Source organism: Luteimonas huabeiensis HB2, assembly GCF_000559025.1.
GTDB lineage: Bacteria > Pseudomonadota > Gammaproteobacteria > Xanthomonadales > Xanthomonadaceae > Luteimonas > Luteimonas huabeiensis.
The window spans coordinates 1-14,355 of record NZ_JAAN01000046.1 but is presented as its reverse complement, the minus strand read 5'-3'; the positions used below and the strand labels follow the sequence as shown (position 1 = coordinate 14,355).

12 protein-coding genes are annotated in these 14,355 nt (G+C 73.8%); 6 read left to right on the top strand and 6 right to left on the bottom strand.

Annotated features, from left to right (window positions below; all coding sequences use genetic code 11):
- The first annotated feature begins 410 nt into the window (after positions 1-410).
- On the top strand, positions 411-2,642 hold the full coding sequence (locus tag Z164_RS0118230) for an NADP-dependent isocitrate dehydrogenase (RefSeq protein ID WP_024892109.1): 2,232 nt from the start codon (positions 411-413) through the stop codon (positions 2,640-2,642).
- A gap of 136 nt (positions 2,643-2,778) precedes the next feature.
- Here the strand turns inward: Z164_RS0118230 and Z164_RS0118225 are convergent, their stop codons facing one another.
- The 4 genes from Z164_RS0118225 to Z164_RS21005 all read right to left on the bottom strand — a co-directional run bounded on the left by Z164_RS0118225 (position 2,779) and on the right by Z164_RS21005 (position 5,589).
- Positions 2,779-3,135, bottom strand: a complete 357-nt coding sequence (locus Z164_RS0118225) for a hypothetical protein (RefSeq protein WP_024892108.1) — start codon at positions 3,133-3,135, stop codon at positions 2,779-2,781.
- 61 nt (positions 3,136-3,196) lie between these two features.
- A complete protein-coding gene (locus Z164_RS0118220) occupies positions 3,197-3,550 on the bottom strand; it encodes a hypothetical protein (RefSeq protein WP_024892107.1) in 354 nt (117 codons plus the stop codon).
- Positions 3,551-3,593: 43 nt separating this feature from the next.
- Positions 3,594-4,622 (bottom strand): NADP-dependent oxidoreductase, encoded by a 1,029-nt coding sequence (locus Z164_RS0118215; RefSeq protein ID WP_024892106.1) that lies wholly within the window; start codon positions 4,620-4,622, stop codon positions 3,594-3,596.
- A 4-nt stretch (positions 4,623-4,626) separates the two neighbouring features.
- Entirely contained in the window at positions 4,627-5,589 is a 963-nt protein-coding gene (locus Z164_RS21005; RefSeq protein ID WP_043690879.1) for an aldo/keto reductase, read from the bottom strand.
- Positions 5,590-5,760: 171 nt separating this feature from the next.
- On the opposite strand from Z164_RS21005, the gene Z164_RS0118205 reads away from it, so the two are divergent.
- From Z164_RS0118205 to Z164_RS0118195, 3 genes are all read left to right on the top strand, one after another.
- Positions 5,761-6,642 carry a class I SAM-dependent methyltransferase gene (locus Z164_RS0118205; protein WP_425477243.1) on the top strand — a complete coding sequence of 294 codons (882 nt, stop codon included), beginning with the start codon at positions 5,761-5,763 and terminating at the stop codon, positions 6,640-6,642.
- A gap of 27 nt (positions 6,643-6,669) precedes the next feature.
- Positions 6,670-7,209, top strand: coding sequence for a pseudouridine synthase (locus Z164_RS0118200; RefSeq protein ID WP_024892103.1), 540 nt, complete (start codon positions 6,670-6,672; stop codon positions 7,207-7,209).
- 123 nt (positions 7,210-7,332) lie between these two features.
- On the top strand, positions 7,333-8,448 hold the full coding sequence (locus Z164_RS0118195; protein ID WP_024892102.1) for a hybrid sensor histidine kinase/response regulator: 1,116 nt from the start codon (positions 7,333-7,335) through the stop codon (positions 8,446-8,448).
- A gap of 51 nt (positions 8,449-8,499) precedes the next feature.
- Here the strand turns inward: Z164_RS0118195 and Z164_RS0118190 are convergent, their stop codons facing one another.
- Positions 8,500-8,892, bottom strand: coding sequence for a hypothetical protein (locus Z164_RS0118190; RefSeq protein WP_024892101.1), 393 nt, complete (start codon positions 8,890-8,892; stop codon positions 8,500-8,502).
- Between the two features lie 119 nt (positions 8,893-9,011).
- Positions 9,012-11,510, bottom strand: coding sequence for an ATP-dependent helicase HrpB (gene hrpB / locus Z164_RS0118185; RefSeq protein WP_024892100.1), 2,499 nt, complete (start codon positions 11,508-11,510; stop codon positions 9,012-9,014).
- Positions 11,511-11,609: 99 nt separating this feature from the next.
- Here hrpB and Z164_RS0118180 point away from each other — a divergent pair, with 99 nt between their 5' ends.
- The gene (locus Z164_RS0118180; protein ID WP_024892099.1) at positions 11,610-13,397 is read left to right on the top strand and encodes an endonuclease; all 1,788 of its coding nucleotides are present in this window, start codon (positions 11,610-11,612) and stop codon (positions 13,395-13,397) included.
- A 70-nt stretch (positions 13,398-13,467) separates the two neighbouring features.
- Positions 13,468-14,265, top strand: coding sequence for a TatD family hydrolase (locus Z164_RS0118175; protein WP_024892098.1), 798 nt, complete (start codon positions 13,468-13,470; stop codon positions 14,263-14,265).
- Positions 14,266-14,355: the final 90 nt, after the last annotated feature.

Below are 14,355 nucleotides of genomic sequence, written 5' to 3'. Positions count from 1 at the left end.
GTACAGCGATCGCTTGCCGGCGTCGGTGACGTACTCGACGCGGCCGCCGTTGACCAGCACGCGGCAATGCTCGAGGTAATAGAGGTTCGCCCGCTTGGAATGCAGGATCGTTTTCAGATCCGACGGCGACAAGTCGTCCATGCTCCGGCTCCCCCGAGTGCCGTCGCGCACTATGGCCCGACCCGATCTCATCCGTCGAGACGGGAATGACCCGTTCTGTCCCGTATGTCCCGAGACGTCGGCGCGACCGGCAGCGATCCTTTTCCGTCCTTTGCAAACACGCGACAATACGTTGCGTCGATCCAAGACTCCGCTCGCTGCGGCTGCAATCGCTTCGCGCCGGCCAGGGCCACGCCGGGCGCCGGCGACGGCCGCGGCGTCCTACCGCCTCAACACGAGACACGCCCCTCATGTCCGAAGCCCCCAAGATCCTCTACACCCTCACCGACGAAGCGCCGTTCCTCGCCACGCAGTCGCTGCTGCCGATCGTGCAGGCGTTCGCCGCGCCCGCGGGCATCGCGGTGGAGACGCGCGACATCTCGCTGGCCGGGCGCATCCTGGCGCAGTTCCCGGACCGGCTGGATGCGGCGCAGCGCGTGGCCGACGATCTGGCCGAGCTGGGCGAGCTGGCGACGAAGCCGGAGGCGAACATCATCAAGCTGCCCAACATCAGCGCGTCGGTGCCGCAGCTCAAGGCGGCGATCGAGGAGCTGCAGGGGCAGGGCTATCCGCTGCCGGACTACCCGGACGAGCCGAAGGACGAGGCCGAGCGCGAGATCAAGGCGCGCTACGACCGGGTCAAGGGCAGCGCGGTGAACCCGGTGCTGCGCGAGGGCAATTCCGACCGCCGCGCGCCGGCGTCGGTGAAGCAGTACGCGCGCAAGCATCCGCACCGCATGGGCAAGTGGAGCGCGGATTCGAAGACGCACGTGGCGCACATGGACGCGGGCGATTTCTACGGCAGCGAGCGCTCTGCCACGCTGGGCGCGGCAGGCGGCCTGCGCATCGAGCTGGTCGGCCGCGACGGCCAGACCCGGGTGCTGCGCGATCGGGTGCCGGTGCAGGAGGGCGAGATCGTCGATGCGGCGGTGATGAGCCGCAAGGCGCTGGCGACCTTCATCGAGGCGCAGATCGCCGATGCCAAGGCCCAGGACGTGCTGTTCTCGCTGCACCTGAAGGCCACGATGATGAAGGTCTCCGACCCGATCATGTTCGGCGTGGCGGTCTCGGCGTTCTACCGCGAGGCGCTGGACCGGCACGCGGACGCCCTGCGACGGGTCGGCTTCGATCCGGACAACGGCATCGGCGATCTCTACGCGCGCATCGCCTCGCTGCCGGAGGACGAGCAGGCGCGGATCAAGGCCGACGTGGAGGCCGTGTACGCGCGGCGCCCGGGCCTGGCGATGGTCAATTCCGACAAGGGCATCACCAACCTGCACGTGCCCAGCGACGTGATCGTCGATGCCTCGATGCCGGCGATGATCCGCGACTCCGGCAAGATGTGGAACGCGCGAGGCGAGCTGCAGGACGCCAAGGCGGTGATCCCCGACCGCAGCTACGCCACGATCTACCAGGCGGTGATCGAGGACTGCAAGGCGCACGGCGCGTTCGATCCGGCCACCATGGGCAGCGTGCCCAACGTGGGCCTGATGGCGCAGAAGGCCGAGGAGTACGGCAGCCACGACAAGACCTTCGAGATCCCGGTCGACGGCATCGTGCGGGTGCTCGACCAGGACGGCGGCGTGGTGTTCGAGCACGCGGTCGAGGCCGGCGACATCTGGCGCATGTGCCAGACCAAGGACGCGCCGATCCGCGACTGGGTGAAGCTGGCGGTGAACCGCGCGCGGCTGAGCGCGACGCCGGCGATCTTCTGGCTGGACCCGCAGCGCGCGCACGACGCGCAGGTAATCGCCAAGGTCGAGCGTTATCTCAAGGACCACGACACCAGCGGCCTGGACGTCCGCATCCTGCCGCCGGTGGAGGCGATGCGCGCGTCGCTGGCGCGCATCCGCAAGGGCGAGGACACCATCTCGGTCACCGGCAACGTGCTGCGCGACTACCTGACCGACCTGTTCCCGATCATGGAGCTGGGCACCAGCGCCAAGATGCTGTCGATCGTGCCGCTGATGGCCGGCGGCGGCCTGTTCGAGACCGGCGCCGGCGGTTCCGCGCCCAAGCACGTGCAGCAGTTCCTGGCCGAAAACTACCTGCGCTGGGATTCGCTGGGCGAGTTCCTGGCCCTGGCGGCGTCGCTGGAGCACCTGGGCGAGACCCGCGGCAACGCCCGCGCCCGGGTGCTGGCGAAGGCGCTGGATGCGGCCAACGCGCAGATCCTCGACAACGACCGCTCGCCGGCGCGCAAGCTGGGCCAGCTCGACAACCGCGGCAGCCACTTCTACCTGGCGCTGTACTGGGCGCAGGCGCTGGCGGCGCAGGACGAGGACGCGGGGCTGAAGGCGACGTTCGCGCCGCTGGCCGAGCGCCTGGCCGCCGGGGAGGCGACGATCGTGGGCGAGCTCAACGGCGCCCAGGGCAAGCCGGTGGACATCGGCGGCTACTACCATCCGGACCTGGCCAAGGCCGCGGCGGCGATGCGCCCGAGCGCGACGTTCAACGCGGCGCTGGATTCGCTGCGCGGCTAGTCCCGGTCCCGGCACGTGCGAAGGCCCCGCTACAGCGGGGCCTTCGCGCATCCGGGGATCGGCGGATGCGCCGCTCCGGTCGCGGGGGCCGTGTCCGGCCGGGGCAGCTACGCGCGGCGGGAACCGCGCCGGGCGCTCACTGGATGCGGCCCCACTCGATGTCGCGGATCGCGGTGCGGTCGCGCTCGCGCGCCACGGTGACCGCGACGCCTTCGGTCTCGCCGCCGTGCAGCAGCATGTAGACCCAGCCGAGGTCGTCGTCCTCGCGGTCGGGCCAGTCGCGGCGCGAAGCGGACACCTCGATGCGGTCGGGCTCCGGGCCGGCCCAGTCCACCAGCTCCTGGTAGGCCTCGCGCAGGGCGGAGGGCGGCCACTCCTCGCGCGCCTGCGCGCCGAGCAGGAGGTGCGCGCCGGCGAACTGGCGGCGGATCAGCTTGGTCGCGAATTCCACGGCGACCTGGGTGCAGGCGTCGAGGTCGGCGGTCGGGCTCATCGGCTCGAGGGATCGGGTGGGTTGGGGAGGCCGGCCAGGGGGGCGCGGCGTGGGCGAAAAGCTACGGCAGCTCGTGCGGCCGGGCAAGCGCCCCGGCGCCCGCCGCCGGGGCGGAGCGACGCGCGGCGCGGCGGCGCGCGCGCCGCCACGGCAGCACGCAGGCGGCGAGCAGCACAAGGCCCCAGGCGGCGGCGTACGGCGCGCCCGGCAGGTCGGGGCGCAGCAGCCCGAGCAGCGACAGCGCCAGCAGCCAGATCGACAGCCGCCGCAGCGGCGCCGAGGCCGCGCGCGCGGCGCACAGGCGCAGCGGTCGCACCCCGCCCGGCGGCGTGCGCCGGCGCCAGCGCGCGGCGAGCGCGAGGCCGGTCGCCGCCAGCGGCAGGCCGCACGCGCCCAGCAGCTGGGTCAGGCCCACGGCCGTCGCGCTCCCGCCCGCGGTGGCGATCGCCCGCGCATGCTCAGTCGCCGATCCGGACGATGCGCTTGCCGAAGTTCTCGCCGCGCAGCAGGCCGATCAGGCCCTGCGGCGCGTTCTCCAGCCCCTCCACGATGTCCTCGCGGTAGCGGATGCGGCCCTCGCGCAGCCAGCCGCCCATCTCGCGCAGGAACTCGGGGTACAGGCCGATGAAGTCGGCCTGGATGAAGCCGCGCACGGTCAGGTGCCGGCTCAGGATCAGGCCCATCAGCTGCGGCACGCGGTCGGGCCCGGGCGGCGGCTCGGCGTCGTTGTAGTGGGCGACCAGGCCGCAGACCGGGATCCGCGCGAAGTCGTTGAGCAGCGGCAGCACCGCGTCGAACACCTTGCCGCCGACGTTCTCGAAGTAGACGTCGATGCCGTCCGGGGCGGCGGCCGCCAGGCGCTCGGCGAAATCGGGCGCGCGGTGGTCGAGGGCGACGTCGAAGCCCAGCTCGTCGCGCACGTGCGCCACCTTGGCCTCGCCGCCGGCGATGCCGATGGTGCGCGCGCCCTGCAGCTTGGCGATCTGGCCGACGGTGGCGCCGACCGGCCCGCTGGCGGCCGCCACCACCAGCGTCTCGCCCGGCTTCGGCTTGCCGATCTCGTGCAGGCCCGCGTAGGCGGTGAAGCCGGGCATGCCGTAGACGCCGAGCGCGGTGGTGACCGGCAGCGCGTCCGGGTCGAGCCGGCGCTGCAGGGCGTCGCCATCGACGATGGCGTAGTCCTGCCAGCCGCCGTAGGCCAGCACCCAGTCGCCCGGGGCCCATTCCGGATGCAGCGATTCCGCCACCTGCGCGACGGTGGCGCCGACGAAGGTCTCGCCGATCTCCAGCGGCGGCGCATAGGAGCGCCCGGCGTTCATGCGCCCGCGCATGTAGGGATCGAGCGAGAGCCAGCGGTTGCGCAGCAGCACCTGGCCCTTGCGCGGCAGCGGCAGGATCTCGGTTTCCAGGCGGAAGTCGCTGGGCTTCGGCTCGCCCTGCGGGCGGGCGGCGAGGACGATGCGGCGGTTGCGGACGGCGGTGGTCATGGGGTCACTCGCTATGGCTGGCCGCGTCGAGCGCGGCGATCTCGTCGGCCGACAGGACCAGTTCCGCCGCCGCGACCAGCTCCCGCAGCTGGGCGATGCTGGTGGCGCTGGCGATCGGCGCGGTCACGCTGGGGCGGGCGATCAGCCAGGCCAGCGCGACCTGCGCCGGGGCGGCGCGGTGCGCGGCGGCGATGGCGTCGAGCGCGGCGAGGATGCGTTCCCCGCGCGGGTTGAGGTACTTCTCCACCACCCCGGCGCCGCGCGCGCCGCTCTTGGCGGCGTCTTCCGGGCGGCGGTACTTGCCGCTGAGGAAGCCGCTGGCCAGCGCGTAGTAGGCGACCACGCCCAGCCCGTGCTCGCGCGCCAGCGGCTCCAGTTCGGCCTCGTAGCCGACGCGGTCGTAGAGGTTGTACTCGGGCTGCAGCACCTCGTAGCGCGGCAGCCCGTGCCGGGCGGAGACCTCCAGCGCCTCGGCCAGCCGCGGCGCGCTGAAGTTGGAGGCGCCGATCGCGCGCACCTTGCCCTGCTCGATCAGGCGCGCGAACGCGCCCAGGGTGTCGGCGATCGGCACCCGCGCGTCGTCCTCGTGGGCGAAGTACAGGTCGATCGTCTCCACCTGCAGGCGCCGCAGCGAATCCTCGGCGGCGCGGGCGATGTTGTCCGGGGACAGACCCGGGCGCTCGCCCCACTTGGCGACCTTGGTCGCGATCACCACGTCGTCGCGGCGCCCGCGGCGGGCCAGCCAGCGGCCGATGATGGTCTCGGATTCGCCGCCGCGGTTGCCGGGCACCCAGGCCGAGTAGACGTCGGCGGTGTCGATCAGGCCGAAGCCGGCGCCGGCGAAGGCGTCGAGCAGGGCGAAGGACGTGGGTTCGTCGGCGCTCCAGCCGAACACGTTGCCGCCGAAGGCCAGCGGGCGGACGCGCAGTTCGGAGCGGCCGAGCGGGCGCAGGTCGGGAAAGCTCATGCAGCGGTTCCTCGGGTTCGATCGGCGCCAGCCTAAGCCACCGCGGGGTCGGTACGCTGCGAAGACGGCGGGAATGCTGTGTTGCGCGCCGGCATGCTCCCGGTCGCGCCAGCCGCTACCCTTGGCGGTCCCGACCCCGATGGAGCGCCCATGAAACCGCTGCTGCCCCTGTTGCTGCCCGTTGCGCTGCTCGCCGCCTGCGGCGCCGACCCGGCGACGCCGGCCGATACCGCGGCCGACGCGACGGCCGATGCCGCCGCCGCGGCGACGCCCGAGGCCGAGGCCGGCCGCGCGCTCGACGCCGAGGCGGAAGCCGCGCTCGATCGCGCGATCGCCGGCGCCTGGCGCAGCCCGGAGTTCGCCGCCCGCGACGCCTGGCGCCATCCGAAGCAGACGCTCGCGTTCTTCGGCATCCGCCCCGACATGACGGTGATCGAGATCACCCCCGGCGGCGGCTGGTACACCGAGATCCTGGCGCCCTACCTGCGCGAGCGCGGCACCTACGTCGGTGCGGTGGTGGCGCCGGACAGCGTGCCCGAGGACCGCCGCGCCTACCCGACCCGCGCGCGCGACGAGTTGCGCGCCAAGCTCGGCGGCGAGCCCACCGAGGTCTACGGCCGCGCGACCCTGGTGGAGTACGACCCGGCCGCGCCCTCGTTCGGCCCCGACGGTTCGGCCGACGCGGTGTTGACCTTCCGCAACGTGCACAACTGGCTGATGGCCGGCAATGCGCAGGCGATGTTCGAGGGCTTCCACAAGGTGCTCAAGCCGGGCGGCGTGCTGGGCGTGGTGGAACACCGCGCCGAACGCGAACTGCCGCCCGACGACCGCTCCGGCTACGTCGCCGAGCAGACGGTGATCGCGCTGGCGGAGGCCGCCGGCTTCCGGCTGGACGAACGCAGCGAGGTCAACGCCAACCCCCGCGACACCCGCGACCACCCCAACGGCGTGTGGACGCTGCCGCCGACCAACCGGCACGACGAGGCCGATGCGCAGAAGTACCGCGAGATCGGCGAAAGCGACCGCATGACGTTGCGCTTCGTCAAGGACTGACCGCCCTCGCCCGCGTTCGCCGGCCGCGTGCTCGTCGCCTTCAACAAGCCCTATGGCGTGCTGTGCCAGTTCACCGACCGCAGCGTGCCGCCGCGGCCCACGCTGGCCGGATTCGGGCTGCCCGCCGGGATCTACCCGGCCGGGCGGCTCGACCACGACAGCGAGGGCCTGCTGCTGCTCAGCGACGAGGGCGGGCTGATCCATCGCATCGCCGATCCGCGCCACAAGCTGCCCAAGACCTACTGGGTGCAGGTGGAGGGCGATCCCGACGAGGCCGCGCTGGAGGCGCTGCGCGCCGGGCCGGTGCTGCGCGACGGGCCGACGCGGCCGCCCGGCGTGCGCCGGCTCGATCCGCCGCCGGCGCTGTGGCCGCGCGATCCGCCCGTGCGCCATCGCAAGACGGTGCCCGACGCGTGGCTGGAGATCGTGCTGCGCGAAGGACGCAACCGCCAGGTCCGGCGCATGACCGCCGCGGTCGGATTGCCCACGCTGCGGCTGGTGCGGGTGGCGATCGGCCCCTGGAACGTGCACGGGCTGCAACCCGGCAGCTGGCGCGCGGTTTCCTGAACGCGCGAATGAATTGTTCAGAAAACATGCTGCGCGTCCAAGGACTTGCAGACTTTTCTGATAGTACGCCCCGCACGCTTCTGTTACCGTCCGCGCATTCCTGTTCAGGGTCATGATTGGGCGATGACGAAGGTAGCGGCCGGACGCATTCTCGTGGTCGACGACCAACCGGCGAACCTTCGCGTCGTCAGCGCGCTGCTGTCGCGCAACGGCTACGACGTGCTCAACGCCACCGACGGCGAGGACGCGTTGCGCATCGCCACCGAGGCGATGCCGGACCTGATCCTGCTCGACGTGCTGATGCCGGGCATGGACGGTTTCGAGGTGCTGGCCGAGATCAAGCAGCGCGAGACGCTGATGCGGCTGCCGGTGGTCTGCCTGACCGCCGCGCGCGACCGCGAGCAGTTGCTGCGCGCGTTCGACGCGGGCGCGGTGGACTACGTGACCAAGCCCTTCCTGCCCGAGGAACTGCTGGCCCGGGTCAGCGCCCACGTCGGCCTGAAGCTCACCCGCGATCGCCTGGAACGGGTGGCGCGCGAGCGCCAGGAGCTGGTGAACCTGGTCGCCCACGACCTCAAGAACCCCCTGAGCTCGGTGCTGTTCGCCAGCGACATCCTGCGCAGCAACGGCGTCGGCCCGGAGCGCGTGCCGCGCTACCTGGACACCATCTACGAAAGCGCCAGCGACGCGCTGGGCTACATCAAGCGCTACCTGGAGATGCAGCGCAGCACGCGCGAGCACACCGAGCGCAACGCCACCGCCTCGCTCCACGAGACCGTGGACTGGCTGGAGAACCGCTACGGGCTGCAGTTCGAGGCGCGGCAGCGCTGCATGCGCGTCAGCGCCCACGGGAGCGAGGACGTGCGGGTGGCGATCGACCCGCTGGTGCTGCGCCAGGTCGCCGAGAACCTGGTCAGCAATGCGATGAAGTACGCCGCCGGCAGCGACGTGGACATCACCTGCCGGCCGGGCGCGCCCGGCTACTGGCAGCTGCTGGTGGAGGACCGGGGGCCCGGCATCGCCAGCGCCCGCCAGCGCGAACTGTTCAAGCCGTTCGTGCGGCTGCACGACAGCGCCGGCGGCGACGGCGGCAATTCCACCGGCCTCGGGCTCTCGCTGGCGCGCGAGATCGTCTCCAACGCCGGCGGCCAGCTCTGGTACGAGGACCGCGAGGGCGGCGGCGCCCGCTTCGTGGTCGAATTGCCCGAGGCCCGCGGCCGCAAGGGCGCCTCGCCCTGAACGCAGGACGCCGGCGGGTGCCGGCGTCCTCGGTCGGGCATGGCGCGCCGCTCAGTCGGCGCTGTCGGCGTCGCGCGGCGCGGTGGCGGTGGTGCGGGTGCCGCGACGGGCGCCGGACCGGCGCGGCGCGCGGCGCGCCTCGACGCGGTGCGAACTGCCTTCGATGGTCTGCCCGGACCCGGCCGCCTGTTTCTGCTTGCGGCGCTTGCTCGCCCACCACAGCAGGCCGGCGCCGGCGATCACCGCGACGACCACGGATCCGGAAATGGCCGGGTGGCGGGTGATGGAGCGGCCCGCGGTCCGCGTGGCCGCGCGCGCCGCGCCCAGCGCGGCACCGGTCTGCAGCCACTTGCCGGCGTGGTCGGGAATGGCGTGGCGGATGTTGTCGCCGAGATGGCCCGCCAACTCAAGCGCCCGGTCCTGCAGTGCGTCGAACTTGCTCATGGGGGATGTCCTTGGGTCTGTGCTGCGCAACGGAAAATACGTGGTCGTGCATTGTGGGCGGCGCATCGTGGCGGATGCGTGAGCGCCGGCCGCACCGCCGCTGAACGATACCGCGTTGCTCAGGTCCCGCGCGGCTTGGCGCGATGCGTGGCGACCGCGTTCCATGGGTCTTCCGGCCACGGGTGCCGCGGGTAGCGGCCCTTCATCTCCTTGCGCACCTCCGGCCAGGTGCGTTCCCAGAAGCTGCGCAGGTCCTGGGTGACCTGCAGCGGCCGGCCGGCCGGCGACAGCAGGTGCAGGGTGAGCGGGACGCGACCGTCGGCGATGCGCGGAGTCTCCGCCAGCCCGAACAGCTCCTGCAGCTTGACCGCCAGCACCGGCGGCCGCGGCGTGCCGTCGGGCTCCAGCGCGTATTCGATGCGCCGCGCCTGCCCCGAAGGCACCGCGATGCGGACCGGCGCCAGCCGCTCGAGCGCCTGGCGCGCGGGCCAGTCGAGCTGCGCGGCGAGCGCCTCGCCCAGCGCGTCCTCGCCGAGCGCGTCGAGCCGGCTCAGGCCGGCGAGGGCGGGGCGCAGCCAGCCGTCCAGGCCGTCGAGCAGGGCGGCGTCCGACAGGTCGGGCAGGCCGAGTTCCGGCATCCACGCGCGCAGCGAGCCGGCGCGCGCGCGCCACTGCCGAAGGCGCTCGGTCCACGGCAGCGCATCCAGGCCGAGCGCGCGCACCGCGTCGGCGAGCGCCTGCGCGGCGCGTTCCGGATCGACCCGGCCGGCCGGCCGCGCGTCGAGCACGATGCCGGCGAAACGCTGCACGCGCTCGGAGACCAGCGCGCGCCGCGCAGGGTCCCAGCGCACCTCGTCGGCCTCGGCGAAGCGCTCGGCCATGTCGCGGCGCAGGACGGCCTCGTCCACCGGCGCACCGCGCAGCAACAGCGCGTCGCGCGCCTCGTGCCGCAGCTCGGCGGCGACCAGCCAGGGCTCGCCGATCAGCGCGCTGTCGTCGAACAGGCGCAGGGTGCGGCCGTTGGCGAGCTGGTAGCGCAGCGGATCGGCGGCGTGGCGATGGGCGATGCGGTCCGGGAAGGCGTGCGCGAGCAGGTCGCCGAGCGCGTGCGCGGGGACGTGCGCGGGCGGCGCGCGCTCCACGCCCAGGCGGCGGCGCCACTGCCGCGCGGCGGCATCGACCGCGGCCAGCGCGCCGCGCGCGGCCGGGTCCGCCGCGCGGCCGTCCCGCCAGGCCGCCAGCGCCTGCCAGCGCGCGGCCACGGCATCGGAGCGCGCGCGCAGCGGATCGCGCCCCTCCAGCAGCGCCACCAGGTCGCAGGCGAGCGCGCGCGATGCCGGGTCCGCGGCGGCGTCGAGCATCGCCGCCCAGCGCGGGTGGGTGCCCAGCGCGAGCGCGCGGCGCCCGGCGGCGGTGATGCGCGCCTCGGCATCGAGCTGGCCCAGCAGGCGCAGCAGGTCGCGCGCGGCGGCCAGCGCGCCCGGCGGCGGCGGATCGGGGAAGCGCAGCGCGCTCTCGCCCCAGGCGGCCAGCTCCAGCGCGAGCGCGGCCAGGTCGACCTGGGCGATCTCCGGCACGCGCTGCGGCTCCAGGCGCTGCGACTGCGGCCACAGCCGCCACGCCCAGCCGGCGGCGACGCGACCGGCGCGGCCGGCGCGCTGGTCGGCGGAGGCCTGCGAGATCGCCACCGTCTGCAATCGCGAGAAGCCGCTGTTGGGATCGAAGCGCGGCGCGCGCGCCAGCCCGCTGTCGATCACCACGCGCACCCCGGGCAGGGTCACCGAGGATTCGGCGACGTTGGTGGCCAGCACCACGCGCCGGCGCCCGCCGGGATCGGGGCGCAGCACGCGCGCCTGCTGCTCGACCGGCAGCTCGCCGTGCAGGGCCAGTAGCTCGGCCTCGACCGCGGCGGCCTGCAGCGCCGCCTGCAGGCGCGCGATCTCGCGCTGGCCGGGCAGGAACACCAGCACGTCGCCCGGATGCGCGGTGAGCGCGTGCTCGACCGCGCGCCGCGCCTGCGCCTCCAGCGACTCGTCGCGGCGCGCGGCGAAGTGGGCGATCTCCACCGGGAAACCGCGCCCGGCGCTGGACAGGCGCGGCGCGTCGAGGAACGTCGCCAGCCGCTCGCCATCGAGCGTGGCCGACATCGCCACGATGCGCAGGTCCGGCCGCAACTGCGCCTGCACGTCCAGCGCCAGCGCCAGGCCGAGATCGCCGGCCAGGTGGCGCTCGTGGAACTCGTCGAACAGCAGCGCGGCGATCCCGTCGAGCGTCGGATCGTCCTGGATCATGCGGGTGAGGATGCCCTCGGTCACCACCTCGATGCGGGTGCGCGCCGAGACCTTGCGCTCGAAGCGGATCCGGTAGCCCACGGTCTCGCCGACCGCCTCGCCGAGCTGCGCGGCCATGAAGCCGGCGGCGGCGCGCGCGGCCACGCGGCGCGGTTCCAGCATCACGATCCGGCGGTCCTCGCGCCACGGCGCGTCGAGCAGGGCCAGCGGCACCTGCGTGGTCTTGCCGGCGCCGGGCGGCGCCTCCAGCACCAGGCGCGGATGCGCGGCGAGGCTGGCGGCGATGCGCGGCAAGAGCGGCGCGATGGGAAAGGCGACGTCGATCACGGCGCGACACACTACACCAGCCGCTGGCCGCCTCCGGCGAGCGGCTGTCATCTTCCCGGGGCTACATTCGGCAACGACGCCACCCCAGGGACCTTCACGATGCGCGATCGCCGCCCCCGCCCACAGCGCCGCCGGGCGCTGCCGCTGGCCTGCCTCCTGCTGCTGGCCAGCCCCGCGGCCTTCGCCGAGGTCTTCGTCAACGAGCTTCACTACGACAACGTCGGCGCCGACGTCGGCGAGGCGGTGGAGATCGTGGCCACCGCCGGCGAGGACCTGTCCGGCTATCGTCTCTGGCTGTACAACGGCAGCGGCGCCCCGGGCAACGCGCGCACCTACGGCAACGCGGCGGTCCCCGCCGGGCAGGCCGCCGACTGCGACGCCAGCGTGCGCATCGCCACCGTGACCTGGCCGCGCGACGGCCTGCAGAACGGCAGCCACGACGGCATCGCCCTGGTCGATGCGCAGGGCGCGGTGGTGCAGTTCCTCAGCTACGAGGGCGCGATCGTCGCCGGCAACGGCCCCGCGGCGGGGATGACCAGCGCCAACCTGCCGGTCTCCGAAGGATCGTCCACGCCGGTGGGCCACTCGCTGCAGCTGCGCGGCAGCGGCCGCGCGGCGGCCGACTTCGCCTGGGCCGCGGCCTCGGCGCAGAGTTTCGGCCGCTGCAACGCCGGGCAGGCGTTCACCGGCGGCGGCGGCGGCGAGGACGCGCCGCCCGCGCTGGTCTCCACCGTGCCCGCCGACGGCGCGACCGGCTTCCCCGCCGCCGGCGACCTGGAGGTGGTCTTCGACACCCCGGTGACGCTGTCGCCCGGCGCCTTCGCGCTGGCCTGCGCGCGCTCGGGCCAGGTGCCGCTGTCGCACCCGGCCAGCGGCACGCGCTTCGCGCTGTCCACCGACACCGCGCTGCACGCCGGCGAGCCGTGCACGCTGGACATCCGCGCCGAGCGCATCGCCGATGCCGGCGGCCTGCATCCGGTGGCGGATGCAACGGTGCGCTTCACCGTGGCCGACGCCGGCGGCGGCGGCCCGGGCGCGCCGGGCGGCTACTACGCGCGGGTGGACGCGAGCACGCCGCAGCAGCTGCGCTGCACCCTGCACCACACCATCCGCGGCCACACCGCGTATCCCTACAGCGGCAGCGGCACCAGCACCTGGACGATCCTGGAGATCGCCGACGAGGACCCGCTGGACGAGAACCGCATCCTCGACGCCTACCGCAACCGCAGCTACCCCAAGGGCAGCGCGCGCGCCGGCACCGGCAGCGGGCTGACCTACAACCGCGAGCACACCTGGCCGAAGTCGCTGGGCTTCGGCAGCGCCACCGGCGACCGCGGCCTGCCCAACGCGCCGCACACCGACGCGCACATGCTCTACCTGACCGATACCGACCACAACGCCGCGCGCGGCAACAAGCCCTACGCCGACTGCGGGCCGGCGGCCAACTGCAGCGAGCGCGCGACCGAATCGCACCACGGCGTCGGCGGCGGCACCGGCACGTACCCGGGCAACTCGAACTGGACCAACGCCAGCAGCTTCCAGGTCTGGCAGCACCGCCAGGGCGACATGGCGCGCGCGGTGCTGTACATGGCGATCCGCTACGAGGGCGGCCGCCACCCGCAGACCGGGCAGTCCGAGCCCGACCTGGAGCTGACCGACGACCGCAGCCGGATCGTCCCGACCTCCGGCTCGCCGGCGTACATGGGCCTGCTCTCGACCCTGCTCGCCTGGCACCACGCCGATCCGCCGGACGCCGCCGAGCGCGCGCGCAACGAGGTGGTGTACAGCTTCCAGGGCAACCGCAACCCCTTCATCGACCACCCGGAGTGGGCGACGCGGGCGCTGTTCACCAGCACCCAGCCGGCCACCTGCCGCCTGCCGGACTGACGCCCCAGCGGTCGGCGCGCGTTCGCGCGCGCCGACTACAATGCGCGCCTTCCGCCAGCGGCCCGCGCGCATGACCCTGATCGACATCGGCGCCAACCTGACCCACGACAGCTTCGACCGCGATCGCGACGCCGTGCTGGAACGCGCGCGCGCGGCCGGGGTGGCGCGCATGGTGGTGACCGGCGCCAGCCGCGAGCATTCGCCCAAGGCACTCGCGCTGGCGCAGGCGCACCCCGGCGTGCTGTTCGCCACCGCCGGCGTGCACCCGCACCACGCGGCCGAATACACCGAGGAATGCGACGCCGAGCTGCGCGCGCTCGCCGCGCACCCGGAGGTCGTGGCGGTGGGCGAATGCGGGCTGGACTACTTCCGCGACTTCTCCCCGCGCCCGGCGCAGCGCCGCGCCTTCGAACGCCAGTTGCAGATCGCCGCCGACACCGGCAAGCCGCTGTTCCTGCACCAGCGCGACGCGCACGCCGATTTCCTGGCGATCATGCGCGCGTTCGACGGCCGCCTGGGCCCGGCGGTGGTGCACTGCTTCACCGGCACCCGCGAGGAACTGTTCGCCTACCTCGACCGCGACTGGCACATCGGCATCACCGGCTGGCTGTGCGACGAACGGCGCGGCGCGCACCTGCGCGAACTGGTGCGGCACATCCCCGCCGACCGGCTGATGGTGGAGACCGACGCGCCCTACCTGCTGCCGCGCACGCTGTCGCCGATGCCCAAGGACCGCCGCAACGAACCCGCCTTCCTGCCGCACATCGTCGCGGAACTGGCCCGCGACCGCGGCGAGGACCCGGCGGCCACCGCCGCCACGACCACCGCCACCGCCACCGCGTTCTTCCGCCTGCCGCCCGCCGCCTGAGCGCGGCGGCCGTCGGCGAGCGTGGCCATGTCGTTCCTTCTCCCGCAAGCGAGCCCATGCCGTCCCCTCCCCCGCAAGCGGGAGAAGGTG

Excerpts from the sequence above, each read along its gene's own strand:
- Z164_RS21005 (WP_043690879.1), bottom strand. The coding sequence starts at position 5,589 with ATGAGCTTTCCCGACCTGCGCCCGCTCGGCCGCTCCGAACTGCGCGTC.
- Z164_RS0118215 (WP_024892106.1), bottom strand. The coding sequence starts at position 4,622 with ATGACCACCGCCGTCCGCAACCGCCGCATCGTCCTCGCCGCCCGCCCG.
- Z164_RS0118195 (WP_024892102.1), top strand. The coding sequence starts at position 7,333 with ATGACGAAGGTAGCGGCCGGACGCATTCTCGTGGTCGACGACCAACCG.
- Z164_RS0118175 (WP_024892098.1), top strand. The coding sequence starts at position 13,468 with ATGACCCTGATCGACATCGGCGCCAACCTGACCCACGACAGCTTCGAC.
- Z164_RS0118190 (WP_024892101.1), bottom strand. The coding sequence starts at position 8,892 with ATGAGCAAGTTCGACGCACTGCAGGACCGGGCGCTTGAGTTGGCGGGC.
- Z164_RS0118180 (WP_024892099.1), top strand. The coding sequence starts at position 11,610 with ATGCGCGATCGCCGCCCCCGCCCACAGCGCCGCCGGGCGCTGCCGCTG.
- Z164_RS0118230 (WP_024892109.1), top strand. The coding sequence starts at position 411 with ATGTCCGAAGCCCCCAAGATCCTCTACACCCTCACCGACGAAGCGCCG.
- Z164_RS0118225 (WP_024892108.1), bottom strand. The coding sequence starts at position 3,135 with ATGAGCCCGACCGCCGACCTCGACGCCTGCACCCAGGTCGCCGTGGAA.